This window comes from Methylovulum psychrotolerans, from assembly GCF_002923755.1.
Lineage (GTDB): Bacteria > Pseudomonadota > Gammaproteobacteria > Methylococcales > Methylomonadaceae > Methylovulum > Methylovulum psychrotolerans.
Genome location: NZ_PGFZ01000003.1, coordinates 334,194 through 360,397, shown reverse-complemented (window position 1 = coordinate 360,397; position 26,204 = coordinate 334,194). Strand labels below are relative to the sequence as shown.

Here is a 26,204-nt window from a genome sequence, read left to right as displayed (position 1 = left end):
AGGTTAACAATCTTAACGTTAGCTGATGATGCCTATTGGAAGCTGTCCTCCCCCATCTCTTCTTTAAACGCTTCCGGCATCTTGTTGTTGCCTAGGCAGTACAGCGGGTTGGATTTGAGCTTATGCGTTTGTTCCGAGTACGGCGTGTGTTCACTGACGGAAGAGCTGATGGTTTTGCCGGTCAAGAAGTTGGTGCTGACCGTAGCCGTTATGTAAGGGCCTTCTAAATATTTCCCTTCAAGGCCTATCAGCCTCATGCAGCCTTTTTCAAAGCGGAACAAGTAGGTGCGGGTATCCACCCTTGGCCGCCATGAGGGGTTATCGTTATAAACCAGATGTAAAACCCCTTTTTTGACCGCCAATGAGTCATAAGGCTGATCGTTTTCCATACTCTGCGGGCGCGGGATCAGGACGAAGTCTTGCGCCACCCGCCGATAACCGCCTTGTTGCCGGAGTGCGACAATCAGGCCATGGGGGTTAGCGTCTACGTCCTCCAAATCAGGCGATTCAGGGCAATCATGCTTAAAAATGTTGCGGGGGTCGGTGCCGACAATGACCAGAGCCAAATCGGCGAGCTTGTCGCCGTTAAAATCGCTCTCGACCTTGTCCACCAGCCGCCACTGGGCGGGCACAAACGCCGCCGCCGTATTGCCGTGCATCGCCAGTTTGGGCACGTTGATGGGCGGCAAGTCTAGCATCTTATACATTTCGCATTCGGCATGGCTAGACGGGGCCAGCACCGCTAACAAAGCAAATACCAATAACCGCGTACAGTTGGGCGTTGATTGATGATTTCTAATTGGCTTTAAGGAGAATAACCCAATCCGGCTATTTTTCATTTTATTTCCTTGGCATAAAAAGTGGATTAAACGCGCCTTGCTCATTCATACCAATTCTTAAAAGACTTGGCGATATGGCTGGTAATCTTGTCATACAATGCCTTTTTTGCCTTGGGGTAGGTAAAATAGATCGTCTTCAGTAAGCTATCCTTTTTAACCAAGGTTTTTTGATAAAACACCTCCTGTTTATAAAAACCCGTGACCACAAACCAGTCGTCACCTTTCGCCTGATAGACAAATACCCGCTCTGCCTTATCGTCCGGGTGTAAGGCATCAAAAAATAACGCGTCAATGCCTTTGTCATCGATATTACCCTCACCGTAGGTAAACAACACCGCATCCATGTCCTCCGACTTGAACACTTGCCCCATGTGGTTGCCGGATTCGCCTTGGCCGTATAAGATGCCGTCAGGAATGGCGACCGAGTACTCCGCCGCCCCGTTTTCATAAGTGCTATAGGTAATGTCTTTAGCGGCACAAGTGCCGGAGAATAACAGCCCTATCAATAACAGATGCTTAAGCATAATGCCTCTTTGTAGTGGATTTTGGCTACCAAGGAGTAGGATGTTTTTGCCCTATTAAGGATAATCCTGACGGGTCGGGCGGATCATAATGTCGCTGATATGCACATGCGGCGGTTGCGTGACGATGTAGTGAATGGCATTGGCCACGTCATCGCCGATTAACAACGGCCCCCACCTATCCTCAAAGCCCTGCACCATCTCGTCACTGTAATTGGCCGCCGCTTGGAAGCCGCTCAGCACAATCCCCGGCTCCACCAGCGAAACGCGGATACCTTTAGGCCCCACCTCGCGCCGCAGCCCTTCGGCCAAAGCATGGACGGCGAACTTGGTCGAACCATAAACCGCGCTAAACGGCGAAACGTTCCGTCCGACCACCGAACCGACAATGACAATATCCGCCGCCGATTTTGGGTAAGCGGGTTGTTGCCAAGCCAGCATGTCCTGCGCGGCCTTTTGCAGCAAGGCCAGTGTGCCGGTGATATTGATGTTGACCACGTCGGCAAATTGCGTCAAATCGGCATCCTTGACCGACCCGCCCAAGCCGCGCCCGGCGTTGGCGACCACAATATCAGCGGGCTTGCCAAAATGGCTGTATGCACTGGTGAACAATTGCCCGATCACCGCCGGATCGGCGGCATCACCCGCCACCCCGCAAAACGCCGCCCCCAGCTCTTGCTCAAGTTCGGCCAATTTGGCAGCATTACGGCCACTGCCGACCACGCCGAAACCGGAAGCGACCAGCTTCCGCGCCGTAGCCTCACCAATACCGGAGGTCGCGCCAGTTACAATTGCTATGCGCGTATAATCATCAGCCATCATTGAATCCTCTTGGGTAGTTGCACTTGTTGAAAACAAAAAAATTTGCCATATTATCTGTCAGGTTTATAGGATAACCCTTACTGTCCTTTGTTATTGCAACAAAATAAGCAATAATTTGAGCATCCGCAGTAGCGCTTCCCTGCTGGCCGCTATTAACACAGACAACTTGCCCACACCCGCCGGACTTAACGCCCAACCTAGCGCACCGATATTGACCAGCACTGTCGCCCAGAAACAGAGCTGAAAGGGGAGTTTGGCGGATTTGTGCCGGAACAAGCGTTGCGCCACGAACGCACCCGGCCAACCGCCGACTAAACCGCACAGCAATAATGAGCTTTCTTGGGTACGCCAACGCCCGCGCCGCGCCGCCGATTTGTCCAGCCAATACATTACAAAAGCCACTGGGCTCGCGCCTAAGTATAGCCAAACCAATGGCCAAGGCAACTGCCCCGACCTGCCCAGCCAAACCACAGCCAACAGGAAAGCCGCCGCCACGAGCCCGACAATCATCAGCTCGCGTGGACGCACCGATGACTGCACCTGCCGCAGCCGTTCGCCTGCATACACCACCACTAAGGCTTGCCGCTTGCCGTTGCCATCGTCAACTATCTCATAAGAAACAATATCGCCCACTGCGGGGCGGCGCAAGCGGTTTTGGAAAGCAGTGGCATGGACAAACAGCCGCCCACCGCCCAAATCAGGCCTAATAAAACCAAAGCCCCTATCGTCTTGCCAAGTATCCAGTTGCCCTGTGTATCTCATACTCCCCCGTTGTTAGTCTGGCTAAGCGGACAGACTTGTCTTGTAAGCCCTAATCATAGCGGTAAGGCGCAAAACGGGCAATGCCGCCTAAGGTAACAGCACAGCGGCCATCCCGCTTAAGTGCGGCTCCTTTACGTTTTTTAGCTTTAATATCAACAGATTGCCCAATGGCACTTATAAGGCACCGCTTGCATAGATAGTAATAATTAATGTTATTACTGGTTTTTTTGTTGTATAGTCTGCGAAAAGTGGTTTTTAGCTTGGCAAAAGCGGGGAGCGCGGGCATCTTGCCCGCAAGAGCGGGCAAGATGCCCGCGCTCCGGCCTCACGATAATAATGTATACACTCAATAACTGGCATGTCGAAAAAATGGCGTTTTCTTATCGGGGTAGGGCTTATCGGCCTGGCGGCACTTGCCGGGCTGGTATTTTATGGGCGGTCGCTTTGGGTGCCGGTGTATCAGGATATGACGGGTATTAAACAAACGGTGGAAGGGGTGCTGGCGGACTACGGCGAGCCGGCGCGGGCGCGGTTAGAGCCGTATTTTCAGGCGGCGGGGGTGGCTTATCCGCCGCCGAAAATTGCCTTGCTGGGCATTAAGGACAGCGCGACTCTGGAACTATGGGCGCAAACCCCAGCAGGGTGGGCGTTCATCCGCACTTACCCGATTAAAGCCTTAAGCGGCACGGCAGGGCCGAAACGCCTGGAAGGGGATCGGCAAGTGCCGGAGGGGTTTTATGGCATAGCAGGGCTAAACCCCAACAGCGCCTTCCATTTGTCGATGAAGCTCAACTACCCTAACGCTTTCGATTTGCAACACGCCGCCGCCGAACAACGCCACCAGCCCGGCAGCAATATCTTTATCCACGGCAAAGCCCAATCGGTCGGTTGTTTGGCGATGGGCGACGAGGCGATTGAGGAGTTGTTCGTATTGGCGGCGACCATCGGCAAAACCAATATCGCCGTCGCCATCGCCCCGTCCGACCCGCGCCTCAAGGCCTTGCCTAACCACGCCCAGCCGCCTTGGGTGGCGGAATTATACCAACACCTGACTGGATACTTCCGCCAGTTCCGACGGACGGTAGGTTGATTGTCGGGTGATTTTTAACGCGCTAGAGCCGGAGAAATAGGTTATTTTGCAAGGTATTGGTGTATATTTTTGGTAATACTTTATTTCATTACGCGTTTTTTTATTGTATAGTTCGCCAAAAGTAGTTTTAGGGCGGCAAGAGGCTTGGCTTCGGCGTTTGTTCCTACGCCATGAGATTAAGTTTTTTGTCATTGGCTTTGGGTTATCCCCGTGCCGCAACACTATCGGACCAAGAACCATGCTGGATGAACAATTGATTTTAGCCGACTTAGATCGGGCGCATAAAGATGATTATCTGCCGTGTTTCGGCAATATGAATGTGGATTATGTCGCCTCCCGCCTCGTCGGTTTCCGTGATGAGACGCGCTGGCTATTGATGTTTAACTCTATTGTCTGGTGGCCGTCTGCCGAAGGCTTGGCGACTTTGGTGGAACTGGTCGGCAATACTTTACCCGCCAATCAGCAAGGGTATCAGGATGACCGATATTTTGTACCGGGGGAAGTCATTACCGAGGAGGACGACCAAGTAGTAGAGAGTATTGTTGTCCGTGGGCGTAAGGTGGCGGTGGATTCGCTGACAATTCCCCTCGATTTGCAAATACAACTGGAGCTAGGGTTCTGTGTGTGCGTCGCCCTGTTGGACGATTATAAAGAACAACTTTTCGCCCAACCCGAAGAATATCAAAGATTTGTTCCGGCGGGGCTGGAGAAAATTATCACTCTGGACGAATGGCAGCATCCTGATTTTGACCTATTCCCAAGCCACACCACCACTTTTCCGGCACTGGCGCGGCGGTTGGCGAGCGGCGACCCCAGTGTCACTATACCGACCCATTTAGCCAACAGCCATTGGTCGCATTGGTATCCTAAGTAAGCATATCCAGCGTAGTTTTATGCTTGTTAAACCTTTACCCCCTTACAATCTATGAAAAAGTTCGCCCTTATTTTTTCCGCCGCCTATCTCGTCATCACCCTCGTGCTGATAGGTATCATGACCGCACTGAATGTTAACCATAGTAGCGGCCTTGCATTTGCCTCCCTCTTCGTGGCCGCTTCGGTGCCTGCCCGGTTTTTTTATAAGGAACATGCCCGCCAAGCGACCCCCAGCGAAGTGCGGCGTTTTAGCTGGTTTGCGGTCATCGGTGTTTGGGCCGCTTCCGTCATAATGGCTGTCCCCTATATGGCGTTAGTGCTTACCCCTATCGAAATCAAAGAACTAGGCGAAGCGATAGGTTCTAGGCTTATAATAAGTGTCATTGTGTTGAGCTGGATGATACTGACGTGGATTTATTATTTTACCATTCGGTGGGCTTTTTCTTGGTTTATCAAACTCTACGAAAAAAACGCCAGCCCGGCCTGAGTTGCCGTTAACAGCTTGGGCGTGGCAATGGGGCGCAACCGTTTGGGTGCGCGGTTTATTGATCGGTTTAGGCGGCGGTGCCGATTTTGGCAAGCCCCTGAGCCTCGTTTTAAGGGCTTAGTGACATGATGCTATCGGTAAACAAACAATTTAGCCGCCATTTGCGGGTTATCCACGCCTGTGAAAAAGGTGCGACTGGGGTTTATTGGGGACACCGTTGGGTCGCCGCTTGGCGTTACCCTGATTTGGTGCCGTCATTGACCGCCATGCACGGCCATGAGACGGAGCATTACGCACTGTTCGGGCAATTGCTGGCGGTTAAAAATTCGTCACAGGTCGGGTTGCCGATCTTATGGTGTGCAGGCGGTATCTTGTACGGTGTCGTTACCGCGCTACTAGGGCGGCGGGCGATTTGGAAAAGCACGGCGATTATTGAGGCGATTGTCGAACAGGAACTGCTGGCCGCCAGTGAATTCTTCCAGGCGCATGATCCGCAAGTCAGCGCAGCTATTGAAAAAATCTTGTTGGATGAGTTGCAGCATAAGGAACAGGCGCAAGCCCAGTCCTTAGGTTGGGCAACGATTGATGCCTATATAGAGCCGATGGCGGTGGCCGGGGCGCAGTTATCGAAAAACTTGGCTGAAAAATTGTAATTACGCTAGCCCTGCCCCAACTATAAAACAGAGGCTTATCTGCTTTATGCCTGTGCTTAAGACCATTCCGGCATATCCGAGCCGGAATGTCACCTAAAGGTTAGTCGCTTATGCTAAGCGACATCTGTCATTACCAGGCAATCTCCCCGCTCCTAGCCAGCTCCGGCCAGCCGGACGAACGGCAATTGGCCGAGATAGCCGCCCACGGCTATTCGACCGTCATCAACCTTGGTTTGCACGACGACCCGCGCTATGTTCTGCCGGATGAGCGCAGGACGGTTGAGGCGTTGGGAATGGCCTACCTGCATGTCCCCGTACAATTCACCGCCCCGACCCGTGAGGATTTGGCGCGGTTTTGCACGGCGATGGCGGCGCACCAGACAGCCAAAACGTGGGTGCATTGTGCGGCAAACAAACGGGTGTCGGTATTTTTGGGTTTATATTGGCATTTGTACGGTGGCCAAACGGTGGCGGACGCTTTCGCGTTACAACGGGGCATCTGGGAACCGGATGCGGTTTGGGAGCGGTTTATTGCCGAGTGCTTAGTGGCATAAGCCCTGCCAGCCGTTTTTTCATTATCGCCAGTGCCAAAAGACCTGCTTTAAGGGTGTGGGGTTTGGCAAAGGTAGCGTTTAGCCGAGAGGCTTGCTGGGCAGAAACAGCCTGCCTCGCCGACGCGACGGAACCGCTATTGATAAGCAATTGCCGTTTTAGCGCAATTGGCTGATATAATTAGCCGTCCTCACCCTGTCAAAACAGGGCGGCGGCTTGTAAAGCCACCGCTTATTACATCACTATTTTGCACTTAAATGCACGCCAAAACCCTTGCCGCCAGTCCCTCCCGCCCAAACCAGCCCCTATGGGCCATGGCTTTGGCTTGCCTGATCTCCATTGCCTTGCACGGCGAAATTTGGCGGGCTTGGCAAGGTATGGCTACCGAGCCTTTGCCCGACATTAAGCCGCCCCAGGTGATCGAAGTCGCCTTAACCCATGCCGCACCTAGTCCGGTAGCACCGATGGTTACGCCCGCCGCACCGCCTCCAGTGGCGTTGCCGACACCCGCCAAACCGTTACCGAAACCGCCTGAAAAGCCCAAGCCAGCACCTAAGCCTAAGCCTGTGGCCAAACTCGCCGAGCCGAAAAAAGCCGCACCACCTAAACCCACACCTGTGCCGAAGGAAACTGTGCCAGAGGCCGACAGCCTACCCCGGTTCACCGCCCCACCTGCGTTTAACCCGGCACCCGCGCCCGCGAAAGCCGCTCCGACATCCGTCCCTAGCGCCGCACCGCCGCTAGTTAACGCCGCCTATTCCGCACCCGGCTTAAAAAATCCGCCGACCCGGTATCCAAAAATTGCGCAAATGCGCCAGTGGGAAGGCACGGTCACCTTAAAAGTGAAGGTCTTAGCGGACGGCAGAGCGGGGGAGATTCAGATTGTCAGCGGCAGCGGCCACGAAATCCTCGATGAATCGGCGGTTGAACAAGTCAAGGAATGGCATTTCATACCCGCGCACCGGGGCGATAAAACCGTTGAGGATTGGGTACGCGTACCTATTTCATTCAAATTAAAATCTTAAAGGAAAGCTCATGATACACATTTCTTCCGCCAACATTGTCCAAATCACCTTATGGATACTGATTGGTTTTTCGGTACTGACCTGGGCCATCATTTTCTTAAAAAGCTGGCTGATCTGGGGGATTAACCGTAATAACCGCGCTTATGCCGAACAATTTTGGGCGGCCAGCACCTTACAGGCGGCGGCGCAGCTTGAGCAAACCAACAGCGCCTTAGGGCGTATCGCCGGGGCGGGTTTTCATGCCTTAAGCGATGTCCATAACAATGTCGCCTCCATGCTAGTGCTCAGCGGAGACCTGCAATCCATTTTAGAGCGTTCCTTACGCCAACAAATCAGCAAAGAGCGCAAAACCTTGGAGCAATGGTTATCCATGCTCGCCAGTATCGGCAGCACCGCGCCGTTTGTCGGCCTGTTCGGTACGGTCTGGGGGATTATGCACGCCCTGCAATCCATAGGCCAAGCCAAATCGGCCAGCTTGGACGTGGTGGCCGGCCCCATCGGCGAAGCCTTAATCGCCACCGCCATCGGTATTGCCGCCGCCATTCCGGCGGTATTGGCCTATAACTTTTTCATCCGCACCATTAAGCTGACCGAAGCCGAACTGGAATACTTCGCCATTGATTTTCTTAATTTGGCGGTCAAATCCGGCCTGAAAGCCAGTGCAGGAGAGGTATCATGAGCTTTAAAACCGATTCCTCGTCCGACCGCGAAGCGATGAGCGAAATTAACGTCACCCCGCTGGTCGATGTCATGCTGGTGCTGTTAGTCGTGTTTATCGTCACCGCCCCTTTATTGACCCAAGCGGTGCATGTCGACCTGCCCAAAACCGAAAAGACCGACCCTGCGCCGGATAAGCATCTGGCGACCATCAGCATTGATGCCCAAGGCAACCTGACTGTGAATGAAAAACCGCAAGTCTTGGCGGCATTGGAGCAGCAACTGCGCGACTTGCACAGCGCTGATGCCGAGCTGACCGTACAGTTCCAAGCCGACACCGCCGTCCCTTACGGCAAAGTCGCCGAAGCCATGGCGGTGGCACACAAAGCCGGAATTAACAAACTGGCGTTTATCACTAAAGAATAAGAGCAAGGCGTTACGCTCGTGGAGCGCGGGCATCTTGCCCGCCTGCGTGCGGGCAAGATGCCCGCGCTCCAGCCTTACTGCGCCGCCTCCACCTGCTCTTGTGCTTCCATCCACAGCATCTCCGCCTCTTCCAAGGCCTTATCCACTTTCACCTTACTTTCCAGCAAGGCTTTCAGACGGCCTTTGGCAGCATCGTCATAAAGTGCCGGGTCGGCCAATTGCTGGACTAATTGCTGCTGTTCCTTATGGTATTTTTCCACAGCCAGCTCGGCTTTTTTCAAAGCATCGTATAAGGGCTTGTGACGTTGGCGGCGTTCCGCATCCAATTTGCGTTGGTCTTTGCGCGACACTGTCGCGGCGGTATCGGTGGCGACGGTTTTTTCTTCGGCTTTCTTCTGCTCAGTTAACCAGTTCCGGTAATCGTCAAGGTCGCCGTCAAAATTTTGCACTTTGCCATCGGCAACCAACAGCAATTGGTCAGTGACCGAGCGCAATAAGTGGCGGTCATGCGAGACGACGACCATCGCCCCTTGGAAGTCCTGCAAAGCTACGCTTAAGGCGTGGCGCATTTCCAAATCCAAATGGTTGGTCGGCTCATCCAGTAAGAGCAGATTCGGGTTTTGGTACACCAAAATCGCCAACACCAAGCGGGCTTTTTCCCCACCCGAAAACGGCTTGACCGCCTCCATCACTTTATCGCCTTGAAAATCGAAACCGCCCAAGAAATTGCGCAGGTCTTTTTCGGTGGCTTGCTTGTTAAGCTGTTGCAAATGCCATAACGGGCTTTCATCCAGGCGAAGCTGTTCCAATTGGTGCTGGGCAAAATAACCGATTTTTAAGCCCTCTGCCGGCAGACGCGTCCCGGTTTGCGCCGCCATATCGCCCGCCAACAGTTTTATCAACGTCGATTTACCCGCCCCGTTCGGCCCCAATAAGCCAATCCGGTCGCCCGGAGCAATCGCCAAGCTGACTTGTTTGATAATGGTCTTATCGCCATAACCTAGCGTCGCCTTATCAATTTTCAACAAAGGGTTGGGCATTCTGCCCAGCGCAGGGAAACTAAAATCAAACGGCGAATCGACATGGGCTTGAGCGATCAATTCCATACGCTCTAAGGCTTTAATACGGCTTTGCGCTTGCCGCGCTTTCGTCGCCTGTGCCTTAAATCGGTCAACAAAGCTTTGGATATGGGCAATTTCGCGCTGTTGCTTTAAATAGGCGGATTGTTGCTGCGCCAATTTTTCGGCACGCATTTTTTCAAAAGCGGAATAATTGCCGGTATAAATGTCGGCTTTATTGTGCTCGATATGGACAATATGGTCGGTGATGGTGTCGAGAAAATCCCGGTCATGGGAAATCAGCAATAAAGTGCCGGGATATTTGCATAACCAATCTTGCAACCAGATCACCGCATCCAGATCCAAATGGTTGGTCGGCTCGTCCAGCAATAACACATCTGAGCGGCACATTAACGCTTGCGCCAAATTCAAACGCATCCGCCAACCGCCCGAAAACGAACTGACCGCATTACCCTCTTGGTCTACCGTAAAGCCCAAGCCGTTCATTAGCCGCGCCGCACGGGCCTGGGCGGTATAGCCACCGATGGTTTCCAATAAGGTGTGCAGTTCGGCTTGTTTTAAGCCGTCATTAGCGGCTTCCGCCGCCGCTAAACGCTGTTGTACCCGCCGTAACTCGGCATCGCCGTCTATGACGTAATCAATCGCGGCACTGGCCATGGCCGGGGTTTCTTGGGCGACATGGGCGATTTCCAAATTGGGCGGCATGGAAAACTCGCCCTCATCGGGGTGCAGTTCGTTTCTGACCATAGCAAACAAACTGGATTTACCCGCACCGTTCGCCCCAGTAAAGCCAATTTTTTGGCCTTTATGCAGGGTAAACGAGGAATTGGCAAACAAAACCTTTACGCCTCGGCGTAAGGCGATATTTTTAAAATTTAGCATGGGAGCGTTTTAAAATGTAGTATGGAAGGTGGGTCAAACCTAAAACAGGAGGGGGTCACGCGTTGTATCCGCTGGAAAAAGGTGTATTTGCCAAGTAACGGCAAAACCGTTGCCTGAAAAATAAGCCCTTATATTAACAGCCATTAGGTTTAGCATCCTAGCGGACTAGCCTAGTTGGCCAAATGGCACACAATAAAAAACCCCTGCCAGTCTTACAACCGGCAGGGGTTCCAATTCTTAACTCTTAAACTAAGTTATTGCTAAGCTTAGATGAAAGTAGGAATTAATGGAGCGTCAATAGTGATCAATTGACGTTTACCAGCTTCATCATAGAAGAACAACAAACCAGCAAAACGGCTATCTGGATCGTAGATCAAGTCGGCTAAACGGTAAACTTCCCATGCAGCGTCAGAAGCAGTTACTTGAACAGTTCTTGATTGACCTGGAGCCAGTGGGCTGTTATCGCTAACAGTCAAACCTTCTTCAGCCAACAAGTCGTCTGGGTAACCAGTTTCGTCTTGAGCAACGTTAGAGTCTAAGAAACGAACGCCAGCAGTGTTGAATTCGCCCAAACGAACAGCGGAATCACCGTTGTTAGTAATGGTCAAAGTCATTTGCATTGCACGGCCTGGTACGCGGTAAGTAGCGTCTTCAACTTTAACAGCAACTGATGTTACAGGCATTTCAATTGATTTGATGCCACGCAGCAAACCAGCTTGTAATGGAGTAGTAACAGGGAATTTTTCGTTGGTAGTGCTCATTGACATAGCAACGATAGCGATTGTACCAGCGGCAAAGCCCATTGCTACTTTTCTGTCTGTGCTGCTGATTAAAGAGTCAGCTTTGCCAGATTCAACAGCGATAGAACGTGGAACGAACATTGGTTTTTTCATCCAATAGCCCATCCAAGCCAAACCTAAAGCATACCAGAAGGCGTGCCAGAAGTAAGTGTTGTCCAGATTGTAAGTTTCCAGGTCGATAGTTTCGCCTGTCAAAGTAGTAATCGGGTTTTTGAAGTCTTTCATAGAACCGGTAACAGTTACCCATTTACCTGGACCAATGATTGGACCACCGCCTTTCACGTTCAACATAGTGTGAACGTGCCAGTCACCTGGACGACGAGCTTTTAATAGGACTTTGAAGTCATAAGTTTCGCCCAGTTCCAAAGAAACTGAACGTGGAACCAATTGACCACCGATCCAAGATCCGGCACGGATAAATACTGGGCCTGGGATACCGATGTTCAAGAAAGAAATTTCTGGTTTATCAACAGTTTCTGGCCATCCGCTGAAAACGAAGAATTTTCCGGAGATAGTCATAGTGTCGTTAACAGGCACTTCTTCTTTCGACCAGTTCAAATCGAACCAGTGGATAGTCCGCATACGCATGAACGCAGCTTGAGATTTTTCACCGTGTGCAGCAGCAGTTGGTGTGTAGAACATCGATGCTGTTACAGTAGCCAGCAATGCGACAAAGGACAATTTAGCAACCTTGTCTTTTAATAATTTCATATATCCTCCTCTATAATAGAGAATCTATAGTTTGTTAAGTATCTAGTGCTGTTAATTTTTTCAATTTAAGCCACTAGGTCATAATTATTGGTTCTTAAGCAGATTTAACAAAATCAGTCTTGTTGAACCATTGACCGAAGAAATGCCAAATGAAGTAAATTAAGATACTCATGAAACCAGAGAAGAACGCTGATACTGGAGCAACGTCTTTACCGAAAGTTCTCAGTGTACCTTTCTCAACCATTCTGATGTACTCAGGAGTACCAGTTCTAACGTAGTGGTAACCTTGTAAGTCAGCCAAAGTCATCATCATGCCGTTGTATTCAACAGGAACATGTAATGGAGCAATGATTGGCCAGTTACCTGGGTAGAACAACAGACCGAAGCTCAAACCGCCCAGAACCGCTGTCAATACCATGCTGTTAGACAGCATCAGGATAACGTCAAGAACGATAGCGCCTGGCATCAGGTTAGAAGGGAATACGAAGTTAACTGGGAAGTATGTCCAGCCCCAGAAGTTCAGGTATCTGTTGATCCATTCGCCTAACAGCAGGCCTAAGATGCAAAGAACAGCACCGAAAGGTAAACGGTAACGCCACCACAACATAGCTTGTACAGCAGCTGGGAAAGTAATTGCAACGATAGGGGCAACAGTAACCCACAGACGTCTATCTTTCCAGTCAGTCCAGAAATCCCAGTCACCGCCGGTTAACATATAGTGAATGTGATAACCACCAAGAACAACGAAGAACAATGTAAAACAGATTAGCCAATCGAACGTACGTGAAGCTTTTACCGCTTCAGCGCGTGAACGTACAGCTGATTGAGATGCGCTCATTAGCTTACCTCCTAAAAGGATTTAAATTATTTTTATAAATGCTATCTTCTCTCATGCCCGCCGCCTTGGCGGCGTTCATTTTAGGAGATAGATTTGTTTACTTTTATAAATGTTTTTCAGACGGGGCAGATTATGCCAAGTCTTTTTTCAACAGTTTTGCAATTGAAGCAACTTCTGTGTTTACAACGCCCATTACACCCAGAGCAGCCCATCCGAAGAATACGAAGCCGTAATGTAAAGGAGCAACAAACAATTCTTCCATGAACCAGAAAGTGTGACCCCATTCGTTCAAACCTACGTTAGGCAGAATCATGAAAGGACCAACTACTGATACCAAGTATTGCAGAGACAAACCTTGTTGGTAAGCTGGCAATCTGGTTTTAGCATACAAGAAAGCTGCACCACCAGTGATGATGTAGATTGGGTAGCTCAAGTAGAATTCGATGATGTGACTTGGAGTGAAGTCAGTGTCACGAACGATAGTTTGATGCCAAGTACCGTCTTGTTCGGTGAAGTAGCTAGCGCCGTAGTAGATAGCGATGCCGTACATTACCAACCAAACCCAATGTGTAAAATGTCTTCTCAATTCTTCTCTTGGAGTAATTGACATAACTTTACGGTCACGGGTTTTCCAGATGTAACCCCACAGGATACCTGCGGTAGAAACTTCTAATACGAACTCGATGTACAGGAAGTTCATCCAGTATGTTTCAAACTCAGGGGCAAAAGAGTCCAGACCAGCTGACCAGCCGTAGACGCCTTCATACCAACGAACCCAACCGTAGAAAATGATATAGACTAAAGCGCCTAGATACATATTCTTTTTATTTAACAGCGGTGCTTCCGCAGCATCAGCTTTCACTGATTCAGTTGTAGCTGCCATTTCTATCTCCTAAAAATTATTAAAATCTCAGAGGTTATCCAAGAATCGTAGTAACAATTCCCTTTTGCCCAATCTCATAGTGCTACTATTAAGAAAGACACCAACTCTATTTGGTGAGTAATCAGTCTACCAGTTCGGCTAACCTTGTCAAGCCCAATCATTGCAGAAAATGCTTTCGGTCGTGACAATTTATATTTGCTAAAAATATACTTCCTCTTAAGATATTGATGTCTGTTAAAATTCCGTAGATGACTTTAATTTTATATCGCCTTAAGAAAAACTAATTTTATGAAAAACTTTCTCAAAAAGTACCCAACTGTCGTATTGATCATCGGCCTTTGCACGCTGTTTCTGACCCAACAAAAAGTAGTCATGCCCTTTGTATATGACATCATTAAATCCGACCTGTTTTTGGTCGACAGCAATGACAAGGCCAGCCAGTTACCCATTTCGACACACCTGACCGAATTGGCTTTTAACAACTGCAATACCTATATAAAATCGACACTTGACCCAAACACCACCATCACTTTTCCGGCCAAACCGATCAACGCTTGGAGCTTGGGCAATTATCAATATGTCATTAACGCCGAAGTGACCACCGCCAGCGGCGCCCATAAGTATGCCTGCCGGATCACTTACAATAACGGTGATGACCAAGAAGGTGTTGCCGACATTAAAAACTGGTCGGTCGACGGCCTGTCAGGTTTAGAAAAAATTTAACGGCCCAGCGGCCCGCTTAGGCTTTTAGACGCTAGCCGGACAGGTGCTTAGCAAAAGCACCCGTCCGGCTATTTTTTTAGGCTTGGCTGCTCAGATAATCATCGTAGCTGCCGTTAAAGTCGACGATACCCTGTGGGGTCAGTTCGATGATGCGGGTCGCCAGCGACGAGACAAATTCGCGGTCATGGCTGACGAAGATCAACGTGCCCGGATAGTTTTCCAACGCGGTGTTCAGCGACTCAATCGACTCCATGTCCAAATGGTTGGTCGGTTCGTCCAGCACCATGATGTTGTTTTTTTGCAGGATCAGCTTGCCGAACAGCATCCGCCCCTTTTCCCCGCCCGATAACACCTGTACGGATTTGTTGATGTCGTCTTGCGAAAACAGCAGCCGCCCTAAGGTGCCACGGATGGTCTGGTCGTCGTCGCTGTCTTTGCGCCATTGCCCCATCCATTCGATTAAGGTCATATTGTCGGCAAAATCCTCGGCATGGTCTTGGGCAAAATAGCCGACTTCGGCGTTTTCCGACCACTTGACCACCCCGGCATCCGGGGCCAGCTCACCGACCAAGGTTTTCAATAAGGTCGATTTACCGATACCGTTCGGACCGATAACCGCGACCCGTTCGCCGACGGCGATCATCAGGTTGAGCTTTTGGAACAGCGGGCCGTCGCCGTAACCTTTTGCCACGCCTTCCACTTCCAAGGCCAAACGGTGCAGCTTTTTGCTCTGGTCAAAGCGGATGAAGGGGTTGACGCGGCTGGAGGGCTTGACTTCATCCAGCTTGATTTTATCCAATTGCTTGGCGCGGGAGGTGGCCTGCTTGGCTTTGGAAGCGTTGGCGGAAAAACGGCTGACGAAGGTCTGTAATTCGGCAATTTGCGCCTTTTTCTTGGCATTGCCCGCCAACAGGCGTTCGCGCACTTCAGTGACGGCAATCATGTAATCGTCGTAATTGCCGGGATACACGCGCAGTTCGCCATAATCCATGTCGGCCATGTGGGTGCAGACGCTGTTTAAGAAATGGCGGTCATGCGAGATGATGACCATGGTGCAGTTGCGCTCGTTGAGGATGTTTTCCAACCAGCGGATGGTGTTGATGTCCAAGTTGTTGGTCGGCTCGTCCAACAGCATAATATCAGGATTGGCGAACAGGGCTTGCGCCAGCAAGACCCGCAATTTCCAGCCCGGGGCGACCGCGCTCATTAGGCCATAATGCTGTTCTAGGGGAATATCCAGCCCCAACAGGATTTCCCCTGCCCGCGATTCGGCGGTGTAGCCGTCCATTTCGGCGAATTCCACTTCCAGCTCGGCCACTTGCATCCCTTCGTCTTCGGACATTTCCGGCAAGGCGTAAATCCGGTCACGCTCTTGCTTGACCTGCCAAAGTTCCTTATGGCCCATAATCACGGTATCGATGACGCTATAGTCTTCAAAGGCGAATTGGTCTTGGCGTAAATTGCCCAGGCGTTCGTTAGGGGTGACGCTGACGTTACCCGCGCTCGGCTCCAGATCGCCGCTGAGGATTTTCATAAAGGTGGATTTGCCGCAGCCGTTCGCGCCGATCAAGCCGTAACGGTTGCCGTCGCCGAATTTGACAGAGACGTTTTCAAACAGGGGCTTGGCCCCAAACTGCATGGTGATGTTAGCTGTAGAGATCAAAATGGTGTTCCGAGAGTGGGTTGAAGTGTTAGGGGGTATAGTTTAGCGTAATGTTGGGGCAAACGGGGGGAATATCGGCAGAATAATCCGCTGAAAACGACGAAATAGGGGTTTTGCGCACACGCGGCGACCTGTCGGCACAACGTCGGCCCACCATGAGGCACGACGCTTTCTTAAGCGGTGTTTCCGTGAACTTCGTAGCGGAGGCTAAGATGCAAACGGAAACGGCGGCGTTTAGAGTAGCGTAGTTTTATGACAATGTGATGAGTGGCCTTAAGCGACCGCACCGCGCCGGAACAGCAACGCCCCGACATCGCTGTAGACCTCGCCATGGCCGATGCCGGCGGGCGCGAGTTGGTAATCGCCTTCGCGCAGTAAAATATCGCCCAAAAACACCTCGCCGCTGAGCATCATACATTCTTCGGGCAAGGGATGGCCGTGCGCCATAACGGCCGCGCCGGGCGCTAAACGGAACAGGGCGGACGACAGCCGCTGGTCGGCCTGAAGAATTTTTTGGGATACGCCGTCAGCGATTGTTTGCCAGCCCTGCCCGTCAGCGGCAAAGACGGTATGTGCCAGACGGTCGCCAAACGGCAACAGGCCGCCCAACACTTCCAGCGCGACGGACGGGGGATGCCCTAGCGACGTGCCGCGCAAATACGCCAAAGCCCCTTGACGCGATTGGATGCGGCCATGATGGCTACCCGCCGGGGCGGCATGATAATCGGCCACGCCCAGTTCCAAGCCGTCTATTTGCAGGCCACCGCGCAAAATAAGGCCTTCTTCCAACCATTGATGGCGGTGTTCGGGCAGGGCTGTACCCGGTGCCAGCTCAATCAATACCGAGTTGCCTTGGTCGCTTTGCCAAAGCAATTTGAAACGGATACCCGGTTTGAGGGTTTGCCAAACGCCGTGCTTGGCTCTGACCGTCAGAAAATGCTGGTGCGCGGCGGCGCTCAAAGCGACCCGCTCTTGCAAGCGGCGGCTTAGGCCCTGTTGACGGTCGGGTGCCGGCCTGACCGGGGCAATATGCCCGCCCAGCAAATGCGCCCATTCGGCGGGGGCAAGGTCGGAATCGGAGGGGTCGGTTTTGCTAGTCATAATCGTTACAGTCAATCAATAATAGGCAGATTCTGCCAGGGTTTGCTTAAGGCTGACCAGGGCGCGGCGGATGTGTGATTTTACCGTCCCTAAGGGCAAATCCATGTAATTGGCGATTTCTTCGTGGCTGAGGCCGCGAAAAAATGCCAAGGCCACTAATTGCCTAGGCAAAGGCGACAAGTGTTGCAGCGCCGCATGAAGTTGGCTGCCCGTTTCGACCGCCACCAGCAAATCGTGGGGGTTATCGCCCAACACGTCTTCCAAGTCGTCCGCCGTTTCGGCATAGTCAACGCTATCTAGGCGGCGGAGCGCGTCCAAGGCGCGGCTGCGGGCAATGGTCAGCACCCACGCCACGACACTGCCGCGTTCGGCATCAAAACGCGGGGCTTGCCGCCAGACTTGCCAAAACGCATCTTCGGTCACTTCTTCGGCCAGCTGGACATGGCGGGTAATCCGCAAAACCAAGCCATAGACCCGCTCCAATAACTGCTCATACAAAGCGGCGAAAGCGCGTTGGTCTTGGTCAACAATGCGGCCTAACAAATCCTGTAAATACAGCTCATCAGGCGTGACCATCGCCACACTACCCGGCAACGCCGCTCCAGCACCTGAGATAGGGGCATCGGTAAGGTAAGTATCCATCAGCTCGTCTCTGTCTGTGCCGGAAGTTCCGCTCATCGTGTTATCGTTAACCTTATCTACGCAAAGACTGGGTGACTGGATGCAGCTACCCCCAAAAAATTATGATAGCGATGGCACCGCTTCCGGCATTTCCTTAAACTGCATGGCATGAAGCCGGGCATACGCGCCATTTTTGGCTAATAAGCCGCTGTGTGTGCCGCGTTCGACGATACGCCCTTGCTCCATCACCAAAATCATATCGGCATTCTCTATCGTCGATAAACGGTGGGCGATGACCAAGGTGGTACGGTTGCCCATGACTTTTTGCAGGGCGGCTTGGATATAACGCTCGGATTCGGTATCTAGCGCCGAAGTCGCCTCGTCCAAAATCAAAATCGGCGCGTCTTTCAACAATGCCCGCGCCAACGCCAAACGTTGGCGTTGGCCACCCGACAGTTTTACGCCATTTTCGCCGATTTCGGTGTCCAGCCCCTGCTCCAGCTTACCGACAAACTCCATCGCATAAGCGTCGGTGGCGGCTTGCGTAATCGCACTCCGCGCCGCCCCCGCCAACGCCCCATAAGCGATGTTGTTGGCTATGGAGTCATTAAACAGGATGACTTGCTGGTTCACCAAGGCAATATGCTCGCGCAGGTTGGCCAACTGATAGTCATTGACTTCCACGCCGTCCAGCAAAATCTGCCCTTGGTCGTGCGGATAAAACCGCGACACCAAGTTCACCAAGGTGCTTTTGCCGCCGCCGGACGCGCCGACCAAGGCAATGGTCTGGCCGGGTTCGGCCTTAAAGCTGATGTCACGCAACGCGGGTTCGGCCGCGCCCGCATAGTAAAAGGTCAAGTTTTTAAACTCCAACGCGCCTTGGCAGCGGTCTTTCCGGTACTGTCCGTCATCCGGCTCGCTGGCGGTATCTAAAATCTCAAACAAAGACTCGGCGGCGACAATGCCGCGCTGGATGTCACTGTTGGCATCGCTCAATTGCCGGAACGGCCTGGGCAACAAGAAGGCCGCAGTCAGATAGGCGACAAAGGTGCCGACACTGGACTCTTCCATAAAAAACAAGGCCATATACATTAAAACGGCCAAGGCGATGGCAATCACCAACTGCATGGCCTGGTTATGGACGGCACTGGTCGTGGTCGATTTCAGCGACTGGCGACGGTTATACAAGCTGCTCTCCACAAACCGCTGCTTTTCGTAAGCCTCGCCGCCGTAACTGCGGACAATGCGGTGGCCGTTGACCAATTCCGAGGTGATATGGGTCATGTCGCCGATGGATTCTTGGATGCGCTTGCTCAACATCCGCAAACGTTTGCTGACATAATTCACCAGCAACGCGATAACGGGCGCGACCACCAAAAACACCAACGACAACCGCCAGTTGATATAAAACAGATAAATCAGCAGACCCAAGGCCGTCAAACCCTCCTGCACCACTTTACGCACCGCGTCGGTGGTGGCTTGGGCGACTTGGCCGACGTTGTGGGTAATCCTAGAGATCATGTAGCCGCTGTTGTTGTCGTCAAAATGTGCGGTCGGCAATTGCGTGTATTTGGCAAAAATCTCACAGCGCAAGGTATGGATGACATTCAGCGACACTTTGGCAAGAAAATAGTTGCCCAGATAGTTGCCGACCCCGCGCATAAGCACCAGGCCGCTAAAAAACAGCGGCAAATAATACATCTTCTCGCGCGACTTGGCCTGCAAGGTGTCGATAATCTGTTGGATAAGGCTGGCAAATAGGGGCTGGGTACTGGAATAAATCAGAAAGCCGAAAATACTGATGATAAATAGCCGCCGATGCGGTTTGACATAGGTCAACAGGCGTTTATAAATCTCGGCATTAGTCTTGGGTGTGTTGTCCATAGTGTTTATTGTAAAATAGCGGGCAATCGCGCCCTATGTGGCCAGCAAAAGCCGAACCTTTCGTTTTGGAGCCTAAAATATGTTAGCACATACCGTCATCCCCTACCTCAGCGAAGCGGACTATTTGGCAAGGGAAATGACTAGCCCAGAACGCCATGAATATGTGGATGGGGTGATTTTTGCCATGACCGGAGCCAGCCGGGCGCATAACCAAATCGGCGGCAATATCGTCAGCTTCCTGCATGGACAGGTCAAAAATACGCCCTGCCGCGTCTATATGAGTGCTGTCAAACTGAAAATAGCCGACAAAAAAACCTATTATTATCCCGACGTGATGCTGGACTGTAGCCGCCAAGAAACCGACGGCTATGCCGTGACCGAACCGTGCCTGATCGTCGAAATCCTCTCGCCCGCCACCGCCCTGACCGACGAACGCGAAAAATGGGCCGCTTACCAACACATCCCCAGTGTACAAGAATATTGTCTGGTCGCCCAAAACAAATACAGCATCAAAAAATACACCCGCAACCCCGCCAACCCGCAGGATTGGTTTTTAGACTTTTACGGCAAGGGCGACCAAGTGCCGTTGGTTTGTGTGGATACCAGCCTGAGTGTGCAGGACATTTATGCGGGGGTGTTGGCTTAAGGTACGCGCAAGTCAACTGCTTAGAAACGCGCATAAAATTAAGTAGGCGTTCATTTTGCACCTCAGCGTGTTCAACCCCACCCCAGCCCTCCCCTTCGCAGGGGAGGGAGCCAACGGCTTCCCCATCGTACAGGCGAAAGTTAGAGGAAAAAGCTCCTCCCCCTGGCAAGGGGGAGCCCTTCGACTTCGCTCAGGAGGGAGGGGGTTGCCGTACTTTCGCCTGTTCAACAGATTACGTTCCTTACTCATACTGCTTAGCTCAGTAAAGCGATAATCTTAACCCATCCACGCTAAACTCTTTTTAGGAAAGCCTTATGCAAGTCCTTGTCCATTTACCTGACGATCTCGCCAATCGGTTTAAATCAACAGTACCCAAACGCCTACGCAGCGCTTTCATTGCCGACCTGCTCAGCAAAGCCATTGCTGAACAAGAAGATGAACTGTTTAAGTTAGCCATCGCCGTTGACAACGACCCTGCTGTAGCAGAACTGGAAGCTGATTGGGAAAGCACTGTTGGAGACGGTTTTGCAACGCGGTAAAATCTGGTGGGTTGATTTTGAACCGACACGGGGCAGTGAAATTAAAAAACAACGCCCAAGCGTCATAGTAACCGTCAACCCCTTAAACAAAGCCAGACGCACCGTAGTTGTCGTGCCATTATCCAGCTCAGCCCAAGCAAGGCCACCCATAAAGGGGAGTCGCTATTTTTGCGAAAGATTGCTTCGGCATCCTTGCCGGTCAATCAGCAAAAATCACGCGACCGCTTATGCCTTCGGCTGCCCCAGCCGTCCTGGTCACTCGCTCGCCACCCAACAAGGGGTGGCTCACATGCTCTCCAATGACTCGACGCGATTTCGTATAGCCTGCATTTTCACTTCCGCTTCGCTTCGTGAAAACTCAGGCACTATCGCTTCTGGGGACTACTCGACTCCTGTCTCGCAGCGGTGGTTGCCGTACCTTCGGCAGGACTCCATTCAGTAGCGGTATGCGATCAGCTCCGCACAGTGGATAAAGATCGGCTTATCGCCAAAATAGGTAACCTGTCAACATCTGATTTGACCGCCATCTCTTCAGGTATCGCGCAAATTTTAGGCCTACATTAATTTCATCACTAAATTGCCCTACAAATAGGCTCAAGCTAACGGCTTGGCGACCTCCCCATACAACGGCGCAAAACACAACGCAATCAACACGGCAAACCAATGCCCCTCACCATGGTCGAGCATCGGGCTATTAAAGACACTGGCGACCACCAATGCCAGCGACAGCCCTTGCGCCAAGCAGCGGTCAGGTATGGGTAACTGGCGGGCACAACTAAATTGGCTCCACAAAAAGCCTGCGTAAACCAAGACACCGACCAGCCCCAACTGTACGCCTATCATCAACGGCTCATTATGCGGGTTGCTCGTCCACAGCCGGGGGTCTGCCACCACGCGCCGGTATTCTTGGTTAAAACTGCCCGTGCCGAAACCCAATAAGGGCTTTTCCGCCATGAGTTTGAGCGAATTTTGCCAAAAACCATAGCGTAAGTTCAGCGTAGAGTCGACTTGCTCAGGTTGGGGCTTTAAATAGGCCCGGGTATTTTCAATGCCTTCCTGCAACCGTTTGGCCTTATCGGAATAGCCGACAAACACGCCTAAAGACACCGCCAACACCACGACTGCCACCACCCGGCCTAAGCGATGAAAGCGTTGCCAAGCAAACAACAAGGCCAAGGCCACCAACACCAACTGCCCCGTCCGGCCTTGCACGATAAAAAACAGGTTATACCCGCATAACAGCCCCACCGACAGATATAACAGGCGGCCACCTTTATTCTGATGAGCCTGATGGGCGCAGTAAAAGGTAAAAAACGCCATAAAAATGCTGTAAGTGATGCGACTCTTAAAACACGGGTCGCCCTGTTCGTTCAGCGGCAAAACGCCCATCGCCATCAGATACGAACACAGCAACGCCGCCAACGAGGCCACGATAAAGCCCTTCCATAACCAAGCGCGGGCATGGCTGTCATCTAAAAACGCCAACAACACCGGAATAAAAAACAACTCATTGTATTTGTTCACCATTGCCAAGCCATCGGGCAACGGGGCGCGGCTATAAACCAAGCCCAGCCACAAGCACGCCCATAGCCCCACTGCCCAAGCGGCAATCGGGCAACGCCTGACAATGGTCGGCAAGGTCTTAAAGCGTCCAGAAAATAGCCACAACAGACCGAGTAAAACTGATAAAATCGTTACAAGGCTGGTGGAAAAATAAATGGCGATAATAAATAAAGCTAACAGAAGAGATGTATTTTTAGTGATAAGGCTTGTCTGCATTGCGTTTTTAACCTAAGGCTACCTACGGAAAGTAAGTAGGTGTGCATATATTTTTTAACATCCGTTAAACTGTCTGACCCCAGCCCCCCCCTTCGCAGGGGAGGCCCCCAGCGCCGCCCCCGTCGTACAGGTGAACGCCAGGAGAAAAATCCGCTCTCCCTGTCCCCTTCGGCTTCGCTCAGGGAACGCGGAGGTTGGGAGGGGGTTATGTTAAATGATTAATGAGCGGTCACTTAAATTGAATGTTGACAGCAACGGCAACCCACACCATAACCGACAGCCTCCTGACCCAGAAAAAGCAGCCCATTAGGCGGCTTTATTATATTGAAAACCCGGCGGCACCCGTAATACCACTCCAAATAACCTGGCAATTAAAGCATTTATGGATACCTCGTTACCTCTTCCTCTCGTATCGGTTGTGATAGCCACTTACAACGGGGAACGCTTTTTACGCGCACAGCTCGACAGCATCCTGCAACAGACCTACCAGCACCTTGAAGTTATTGCCGTCGATGATTGCTCTACCGACAATACGTTCGCCATTTTAACCGAGTATGCCGCCCGGCATCCCCATTTTACAGCCGTCAGTAACGGGCAAAACCTCGGCTACCAAAAAAACTTTGAAAAGGGGTTTCTGCTGGCCAAAGGCGATTATATTGCCCCTTGCGACCAAGACGACATCTGGTTGCCCACTAAAATCGACGTCTTATTAGCGCATATTGGTGAACATGCGATCGTGTATTGCGACTCCAGCTTCATTAATAGCACGGGGGAATTGCTGGGAAAAAAAATGAGCCAAGAAAAAGTCCTTACCCATTTTGACGACCCGCTGATGTTCATCGTCGGCGGTTCCGTGCCAGGACACGCCATGCTCATAACAAGGCAACTGGTCATGGACACCATGCCTTTTCCCAGCACCATTATGCCCCATGATTACTGGTTAGCGTTTGTAGCGACCTTTGCCAGCTCGCTGAAGTTCATTGACCAAACCTTAGTGCTCTACCGCCGCCACGATGCCAACATATTTGGCTCCCTCAACTCCAGCAACAAGCAAAAAGAAACCGCCCGCCAACGCAAAGAAAACGCCCAGCACCGGGTAAAATTGCTGTACGACAAATGTCCTGAGCATTTAAGCGAAACCAAAGAAGTGTTGCGGAAACTCTACAATAGCTATCAGAGTTACTCTATCACCAATAACTTCACCCGGATGATGATCTTTTTTAAGTACAGAAAACAAATCCTCAGTTACAAAAAACGCAACGAATTCAGACGCTGCCTATACTGCTTAAAAATGTTCTTTAAAATAACTTAAATCAGTTGCATCTACCCCATCATGACCCCTAATCCCCACACGCCCCTCGTTTCTATTATTTTAGCCACCTACAATGGGGAACGTTTTCTGTCCGAACAGGTCGAAAGCCTATTGCGCCAGACTTATCAGCGCATAGAGATTATCGCCGTTGATGATGCCTCTACCGATAGCACGCCCGCGCTCTTAGACCGTTACGCCGCCCGCTACCCGCATTTTCGCGCCGTAAAAAACCCGACTAACCTAGGCCATGCCAAAAATTTTGAACAAGGCTTTTTATTGGCCCAAGGTGATTATATAGCCCCCTGCGACCAAGACGACATTTGGTTGCCCGACAAAATCGCCGTGCTGCTGGCGCACATCGGCGACCATGCCATCGCCTACGGTGACTCGGAATTTATCGACAGCGCCGGGCAACGCTTGGGCAGTAAAATGAGCGACACCAAAAATCTGACCGATTTTGATAACCCGCTGATGTATATCGAAGTGGGCATCTCGGCGCTCGGCCATGCCATGTTAATGACCCGCCAGCTCGTCCAAGCGGCAGCGCCGTTCCCGGCCATTTTTTCCCATGATAACTGGCTAGGCTTCGTCGCCAGCTTTAACGGCTCGGTAAAGTTCGTCGACCAAGTGCTGGTACAATACCGCCGCCATGATGCCAACCTGACTAACGCCCTACATAAAAAAGACCGGAAAAAATTGGCCGGAACAAAAGCCGACCCCCACCAACGCATGGCCCATGCCCAACAACGCTTAAAGACCCTCTATGAGAAATGCCCCGATCATTTGCCTGAAAAAGCTGTGATTTATCAACTCTACCAAAGCCACCAAAGCTTTTCTTTGCGCAACAATTGGTTAAGGATGCGCCTATTTTTCCGCCACCGGCATCAAATTTTGCTGCATAAAAAATATGCCCACCCCGAATTAAAACAGCGGCTGCACTGTATTAAAGCTTTTTTTAAAATGATTTGAGATTTTATGCCCACTCCCACCAACTTTCTTATCAGCCGCACCGACAGCTTAGGCGATGTCGTGCTAACCCTACCCGTTGCAGCGGTCTTAAAACAGCATTTCCCCAATGCCACCATCGGCTTTATCGGTACGCCTTACACCAAGGCGATTGTTGAGGCCTGTCCGCATATTGACGTGTTTATTGATAAAGCCGATTTTTTAAGCGGCCCCGTCACGCTGGCGGGCGAAAAACCCCAATGCCTGCTGCATATCCTACCGCGTGCCGACCTTGCCAAACGGGGCAAAGAGCTACAGATACCGTGGCGGATAGGCACGACTAACCGCTGGTTCCACTGGCTGACCTGCAATAAGCTGGTCAAACTCAGCCGCAGCAACTCGCCCCTGCACGAGGCGCAGTTAAACCTCAAACTGTTAAAGCCGTTAGGGATCCGCCATGACTTTACCTTACCCGAAATCGCCCAACTGGTCGACATGAGCCGCCTGCCCGCCCTGCCCGCACCTTTTGCCGCCTTGTTGCAAGCCGATAAGTTTAAGCTTATCCTACATCCTAAATCACGCGGCAGCGCCAGGGAATGGGCTATTGAGCATTACATCAGCCTGATTAAGTTGCTGGATACGGATAAGTTCCAAATTTTCATTTCCGGCACCGCCAATGAGCAAGCCGCATTACAGCCCTTATTCGCCGCTGTGGGCGAGCGCGTCACTGACATCAGCGGCCTGATGAGCTTGCCTGAATTCATCCCCTTTGTCGCCGCTTGTGACGGCTTAGTCGCTTGCAGCACCGGGCCGTTGCATATCGCCGCCGCCCTCCAAAAACACGCGCTGGGCATTTACCCGCCGATGCGCCCTATCCATCCGGGACGCTGGCAACCGATAGGCCAACATACGCACATCTTCGTCCTGGACAAAACCTGTAACGATTGCCGCCAAGACAAAGCGCAGTGCCCGTGTACCCAAGCCATCCAACCGTTAGCGCTAAAGCAGACCTTAGATAAAATTTATGCAGATTTCGCCCGCCAGCGCGGCCTAACCCGTTAATGCCCAGGCGCAGCGCGATAACCGATGAA

General features: G+C 51.6%; 29 protein-coding genes. 16 read left to right on the top strand and 13 right to left on the bottom strand.

Annotation, left to right across the window (positions count from 1 at the left end; genetic code table 11):
* Positions 1–32: 32 nt before the first annotated feature.
* The 4 genes from AADEFJLK_RS09675 to AADEFJLK_RS09660 form a co-directional block, all read right to left on the bottom strand.
* Entirely contained in the window at positions 33–839 is an 807-nt protein-coding gene (locus AADEFJLK_RS09675) for a hypothetical protein (RefSeq protein WP_146054552.1), read from the bottom strand.
* 41 nt (positions 840–880) lie between these two features.
* The gene (locus AADEFJLK_RS09670; RefSeq protein ID WP_103974094.1) at positions 881–1,363 is read right to left on the bottom strand and encodes a hypothetical protein; all 483 of its coding nucleotides are present in this window, start codon (positions 1,361–1,363) and stop codon (positions 881–883) included.
* Between the two features lie 54 nt (positions 1,364–1,417).
* Positions 1,418–2,182 (bottom strand): SDR family oxidoreductase, encoded by a 765-nt coding sequence (locus AADEFJLK_RS09665; protein WP_211299186.1) that lies wholly within the window; start codon positions 2,180–2,182, stop codon positions 1,418–1,420.
* A gap of 90 nt (positions 2,183–2,272) precedes the next feature.
* The gene (locus tag AADEFJLK_RS09660; protein WP_103974093.1) at positions 2,273–2,944 is read right to left on the bottom strand and encodes a DUF1294 domain-containing protein; all 672 of its coding nucleotides are present in this window, start codon (positions 2,942–2,944) and stop codon (positions 2,273–2,275) included.
* Between the two features lie 358 nt (positions 2,945–3,302).
* On the opposite strand from AADEFJLK_RS09660, the gene AADEFJLK_RS09650 reads away from it, so the two are divergent.
* The 8 genes from AADEFJLK_RS09650 to AADEFJLK_RS09615 all read left to right on the top strand — a co-directional run bounded on the left by AADEFJLK_RS09650 (position 3,303) and on the right by AADEFJLK_RS09615 (position 8,707).
* Positions 3,303–4,034: a L,D-transpeptidase family protein gene (locus AADEFJLK_RS09650; protein WP_103974091.1), complete on the top strand. Its 732-nt coding sequence runs from the start codon at positions 3,303–3,305 to the stop codon at positions 4,032–4,034.
* A gap of 238 nt (positions 4,035–4,272) precedes the next feature.
* Complete coding sequence (locus AADEFJLK_RS09645) at positions 4,273–4,908, top strand: DUF7003 family protein (protein ID WP_103974090.1); 636 nt, start codon at positions 4,273–4,275, stop codon at positions 4,906–4,908.
* A 51-nt stretch (positions 4,909–4,959) separates the two neighbouring features.
* Positions 4,960–5,394: an ABZJ_00895 family protein gene (locus AADEFJLK_RS09640; RefSeq protein WP_103974089.1), complete on the top strand. Its 435-nt coding sequence runs from the start codon at positions 4,960–4,962 to the stop codon at positions 5,392–5,394.
* A 125-nt stretch (positions 5,395–5,519) separates the two neighbouring features.
* Positions 5,520–6,047, top strand: coding sequence for a demethoxyubiquinone hydroxylase family protein (locus tag AADEFJLK_RS09635; protein WP_103974088.1), 528 nt, complete (start codon positions 5,520–5,522; stop codon positions 6,045–6,047).
* 110 nt (positions 6,048–6,157) lie between these two features.
* Positions 6,158–6,601 (top strand): protein tyrosine phosphatase family protein, encoded by a 444-nt coding sequence (locus AADEFJLK_RS09630; RefSeq protein ID WP_103974087.1) that lies wholly within the window; start codon positions 6,158–6,160, stop codon positions 6,599–6,601.
* Between the two features lie 255 nt (positions 6,602–6,856).
* On the top strand, positions 6,857–7,624 hold the full coding sequence (locus tag AADEFJLK_RS09625; protein ID WP_103974086.1) for an energy transducer TonB: 768 nt from the start codon (positions 6,857–6,859) through the stop codon (positions 7,622–7,624).
* 10 nt (positions 7,625–7,634) lie between these two features.
* Positions 7,635–8,303, top strand: a complete 669-nt coding sequence (locus AADEFJLK_RS09620; RefSeq protein ID WP_088620580.1) for a MotA/TolQ/ExbB proton channel family protein — start codon at positions 7,635–7,637, stop codon at positions 8,301–8,303.
* Positions 8,300–8,707, top strand: a complete 408-nt coding sequence (locus tag AADEFJLK_RS09615) for an ExbD/TolR family protein (RefSeq protein ID WP_088620579.1) — start codon at positions 8,300–8,302, stop codon at positions 8,705–8,707. Before AADEFJLK_RS09620 ends, AADEFJLK_RS09615 begins: the two co-directional genes overlap by 4 nt.
* A gap of 74 nt (positions 8,708–8,781) precedes the next feature.
* Here AADEFJLK_RS09615 and AADEFJLK_RS09610 read toward each other — a convergent pair whose 3' ends face one another.
* From AADEFJLK_RS09610 to amoC, 4 genes are all read right to left on the bottom strand, one after another.
* On the bottom strand, positions 8,782–10,668 hold the full coding sequence (locus tag AADEFJLK_RS09610) for an ATP-binding cassette domain-containing protein (protein WP_088620578.1): 1,887 nt from the start codon (positions 10,666–10,668) through the stop codon (positions 8,782–8,784).
* A 266-nt stretch (positions 10,669–10,934) separates the two neighbouring features.
* Positions 10,935–12,179, bottom strand: a complete 1,245-nt coding sequence (gene amoB, locus AADEFJLK_RS09605) for a bacterial ammonia monooxygenase, subunit AmoB (RefSeq protein ID WP_103974085.1) — start codon at positions 12,177–12,179, stop codon at positions 10,935–10,937.
* Positions 12,180–12,273: 94 nt separating this feature from the next.
* Positions 12,274–13,017, bottom strand: a complete 744-nt coding sequence (gene amoA / locus AADEFJLK_RS09600; protein WP_088620576.1) for a bacterial ammonia monooxygenase, subunit AmoA — start codon at positions 13,015–13,017, stop codon at positions 12,274–12,276.
* Between the two features lie 130 nt (positions 13,018–13,147).
* The gene (gene amoC, locus AADEFJLK_RS09595) at positions 13,148–13,900 is read right to left on the bottom strand and encodes a bacterial ammonia monooxygenase, subunit AmoC (protein ID WP_103974084.1); all 753 of its coding nucleotides are present in this window, start codon (positions 13,898–13,900) and stop codon (positions 13,148–13,150) included.
* A 288-nt stretch (positions 13,901–14,188) separates the two neighbouring features.
* On the opposite strand from amoC, the gene AADEFJLK_RS09590 reads away from it, so the two are divergent.
* Positions 14,189–14,623: a hypothetical protein gene (locus AADEFJLK_RS09590; protein ID WP_088620574.1), complete on the top strand. Its 435-nt coding sequence runs from the start codon at positions 14,189–14,191 to the stop codon at positions 14,621–14,623.
* 76 nt (positions 14,624–14,699) lie between these two features.
* Here the strand turns inward: AADEFJLK_RS09590 and AADEFJLK_RS09585 are convergent, their stop codons facing one another.
* The 4 genes from AADEFJLK_RS09585 to msbA all read right to left on the bottom strand — a co-directional run bounded on the left by AADEFJLK_RS09585 (position 14,700) and on the right by msbA (position 19,892).
* The gene (locus tag AADEFJLK_RS09585; protein ID WP_088620573.1) at positions 14,700–16,286 is read right to left on the bottom strand and encodes an ABC-F family ATPase; all 1,587 of its coding nucleotides are present in this window, start codon (positions 16,284–16,286) and stop codon (positions 14,700–14,702) included.
* Between the two features lie 273 nt (positions 16,287–16,559).
* A complete protein-coding gene (locus tag AADEFJLK_RS09580) occupies positions 16,560–17,387 on the bottom strand; it encodes a cupin domain-containing protein (RefSeq protein WP_088620572.1) in 828 nt (275 codons plus the stop codon).
* 15 nt (positions 17,388–17,402) lie between these two features.
* Positions 17,403–18,065 (bottom strand): sigma-70 family RNA polymerase sigma factor, encoded by a 663-nt coding sequence (locus AADEFJLK_RS09575; RefSeq protein ID WP_088620571.1) that lies wholly within the window; start codon positions 18,063–18,065, stop codon positions 17,403–17,405.
* A 63-nt stretch (positions 18,066–18,128) separates the two neighbouring features.
* Entirely contained in the window at positions 18,129–19,892 is a 1,764-nt protein-coding gene (gene msbA, locus AADEFJLK_RS09570) for a lipid A export permease/ATP-binding protein MsbA (protein ID WP_103974083.1), read from the bottom strand.
* A 79-nt stretch (positions 19,893–19,971) separates the two neighbouring features.
* On the opposite strand from msbA, the gene AADEFJLK_RS09565 reads away from it, so the two are divergent.
* The 4 genes from AADEFJLK_RS09565 to AADEFJLK_RS26070 all read left to right on the top strand — a co-directional run bounded on the left by AADEFJLK_RS09565 (position 19,972) and on the right by AADEFJLK_RS26070 (position 21,641).
* The gene (locus AADEFJLK_RS09565; protein ID WP_103974082.1) at positions 19,972–20,538 is read left to right on the top strand and encodes a Uma2 family endonuclease; all 567 of its coding nucleotides are present in this window, start codon (positions 19,972–19,974) and stop codon (positions 20,536–20,538) included.
* Positions 20,539–20,852: 314 nt separating this feature from the next.
* On the top strand, positions 20,853–21,077 hold the full coding sequence (locus AADEFJLK_RS09560) for a hypothetical protein (protein WP_103974081.1): 225 nt from the start codon (positions 20,853–20,855) through the stop codon (positions 21,075–21,077).
* Entirely contained in the window at positions 21,052–21,519 is a 468-nt protein-coding gene (locus AADEFJLK_RS26075; protein WP_428839026.1) for a type II toxin-antitoxin system PemK/MazF family toxin, read from the top strand. Before AADEFJLK_RS09560 ends, AADEFJLK_RS26075 begins: the two co-directional genes overlap by 26 nt.
* Complete coding sequence (locus AADEFJLK_RS26070; protein WP_103974079.1) at positions 21,483–21,641, top strand: type II toxin-antitoxin system PemK/MazF family toxin; 159 nt, start codon at positions 21,483–21,485, stop codon at positions 21,639–21,641. Before AADEFJLK_RS26075 ends, AADEFJLK_RS26070 begins: the two co-directional genes overlap by 37 nt.
* 30 nt (positions 21,642–21,671) lie before the next feature.
* Here the strand turns inward: AADEFJLK_RS26070 and AADEFJLK_RS09545 are convergent, their stop codons facing one another.
* Positions 21,672–22,856 carry an O-antigen ligase family protein gene (locus AADEFJLK_RS09545; protein WP_103974078.1) on the bottom strand — a complete coding sequence of 395 codons (1,185 nt, stop codon included), beginning with the start codon at positions 22,854–22,856 and terminating at the stop codon, positions 21,672–21,674.
* A 382-nt stretch (positions 22,857–23,238) separates the two neighbouring features.
* Between AADEFJLK_RS09545 and AADEFJLK_RS09540 the strand changes: the two genes are divergently transcribed.
* Genes AADEFJLK_RS09540 through AADEFJLK_RS09530 form a run of 3 tightly spaced genes read left to right on the top strand, consistent with a single transcriptional unit; the run spans position 23,239 to position 26,175 of the window.
* The gene (locus tag AADEFJLK_RS09540) at positions 23,239–24,168 is read left to right on the top strand and encodes a glycosyltransferase family 2 protein (protein ID WP_088621039.1); all 930 of its coding nucleotides are present in this window, start codon (positions 23,239–23,241) and stop codon (positions 24,166–24,168) included.
* Between the two features lie 21 nt (positions 24,169–24,189).
* Positions 24,190–25,137, top strand: coding sequence for a glycosyltransferase family 2 protein (locus AADEFJLK_RS09535; RefSeq protein ID WP_103974077.1), 948 nt, complete (start codon positions 24,190–24,192; stop codon positions 25,135–25,137).
* 6 nt (positions 25,138–25,143) lie between these two features.
* Complete coding sequence (locus AADEFJLK_RS09530; protein WP_103974076.1) at positions 25,144–26,175, top strand: glycosyltransferase family 9 protein; 1,032 nt, start codon at positions 25,144–25,146, stop codon at positions 26,173–26,175.
* The last annotated feature ends 29 nt before the right edge of the window (positions 26,176–26,204 follow it).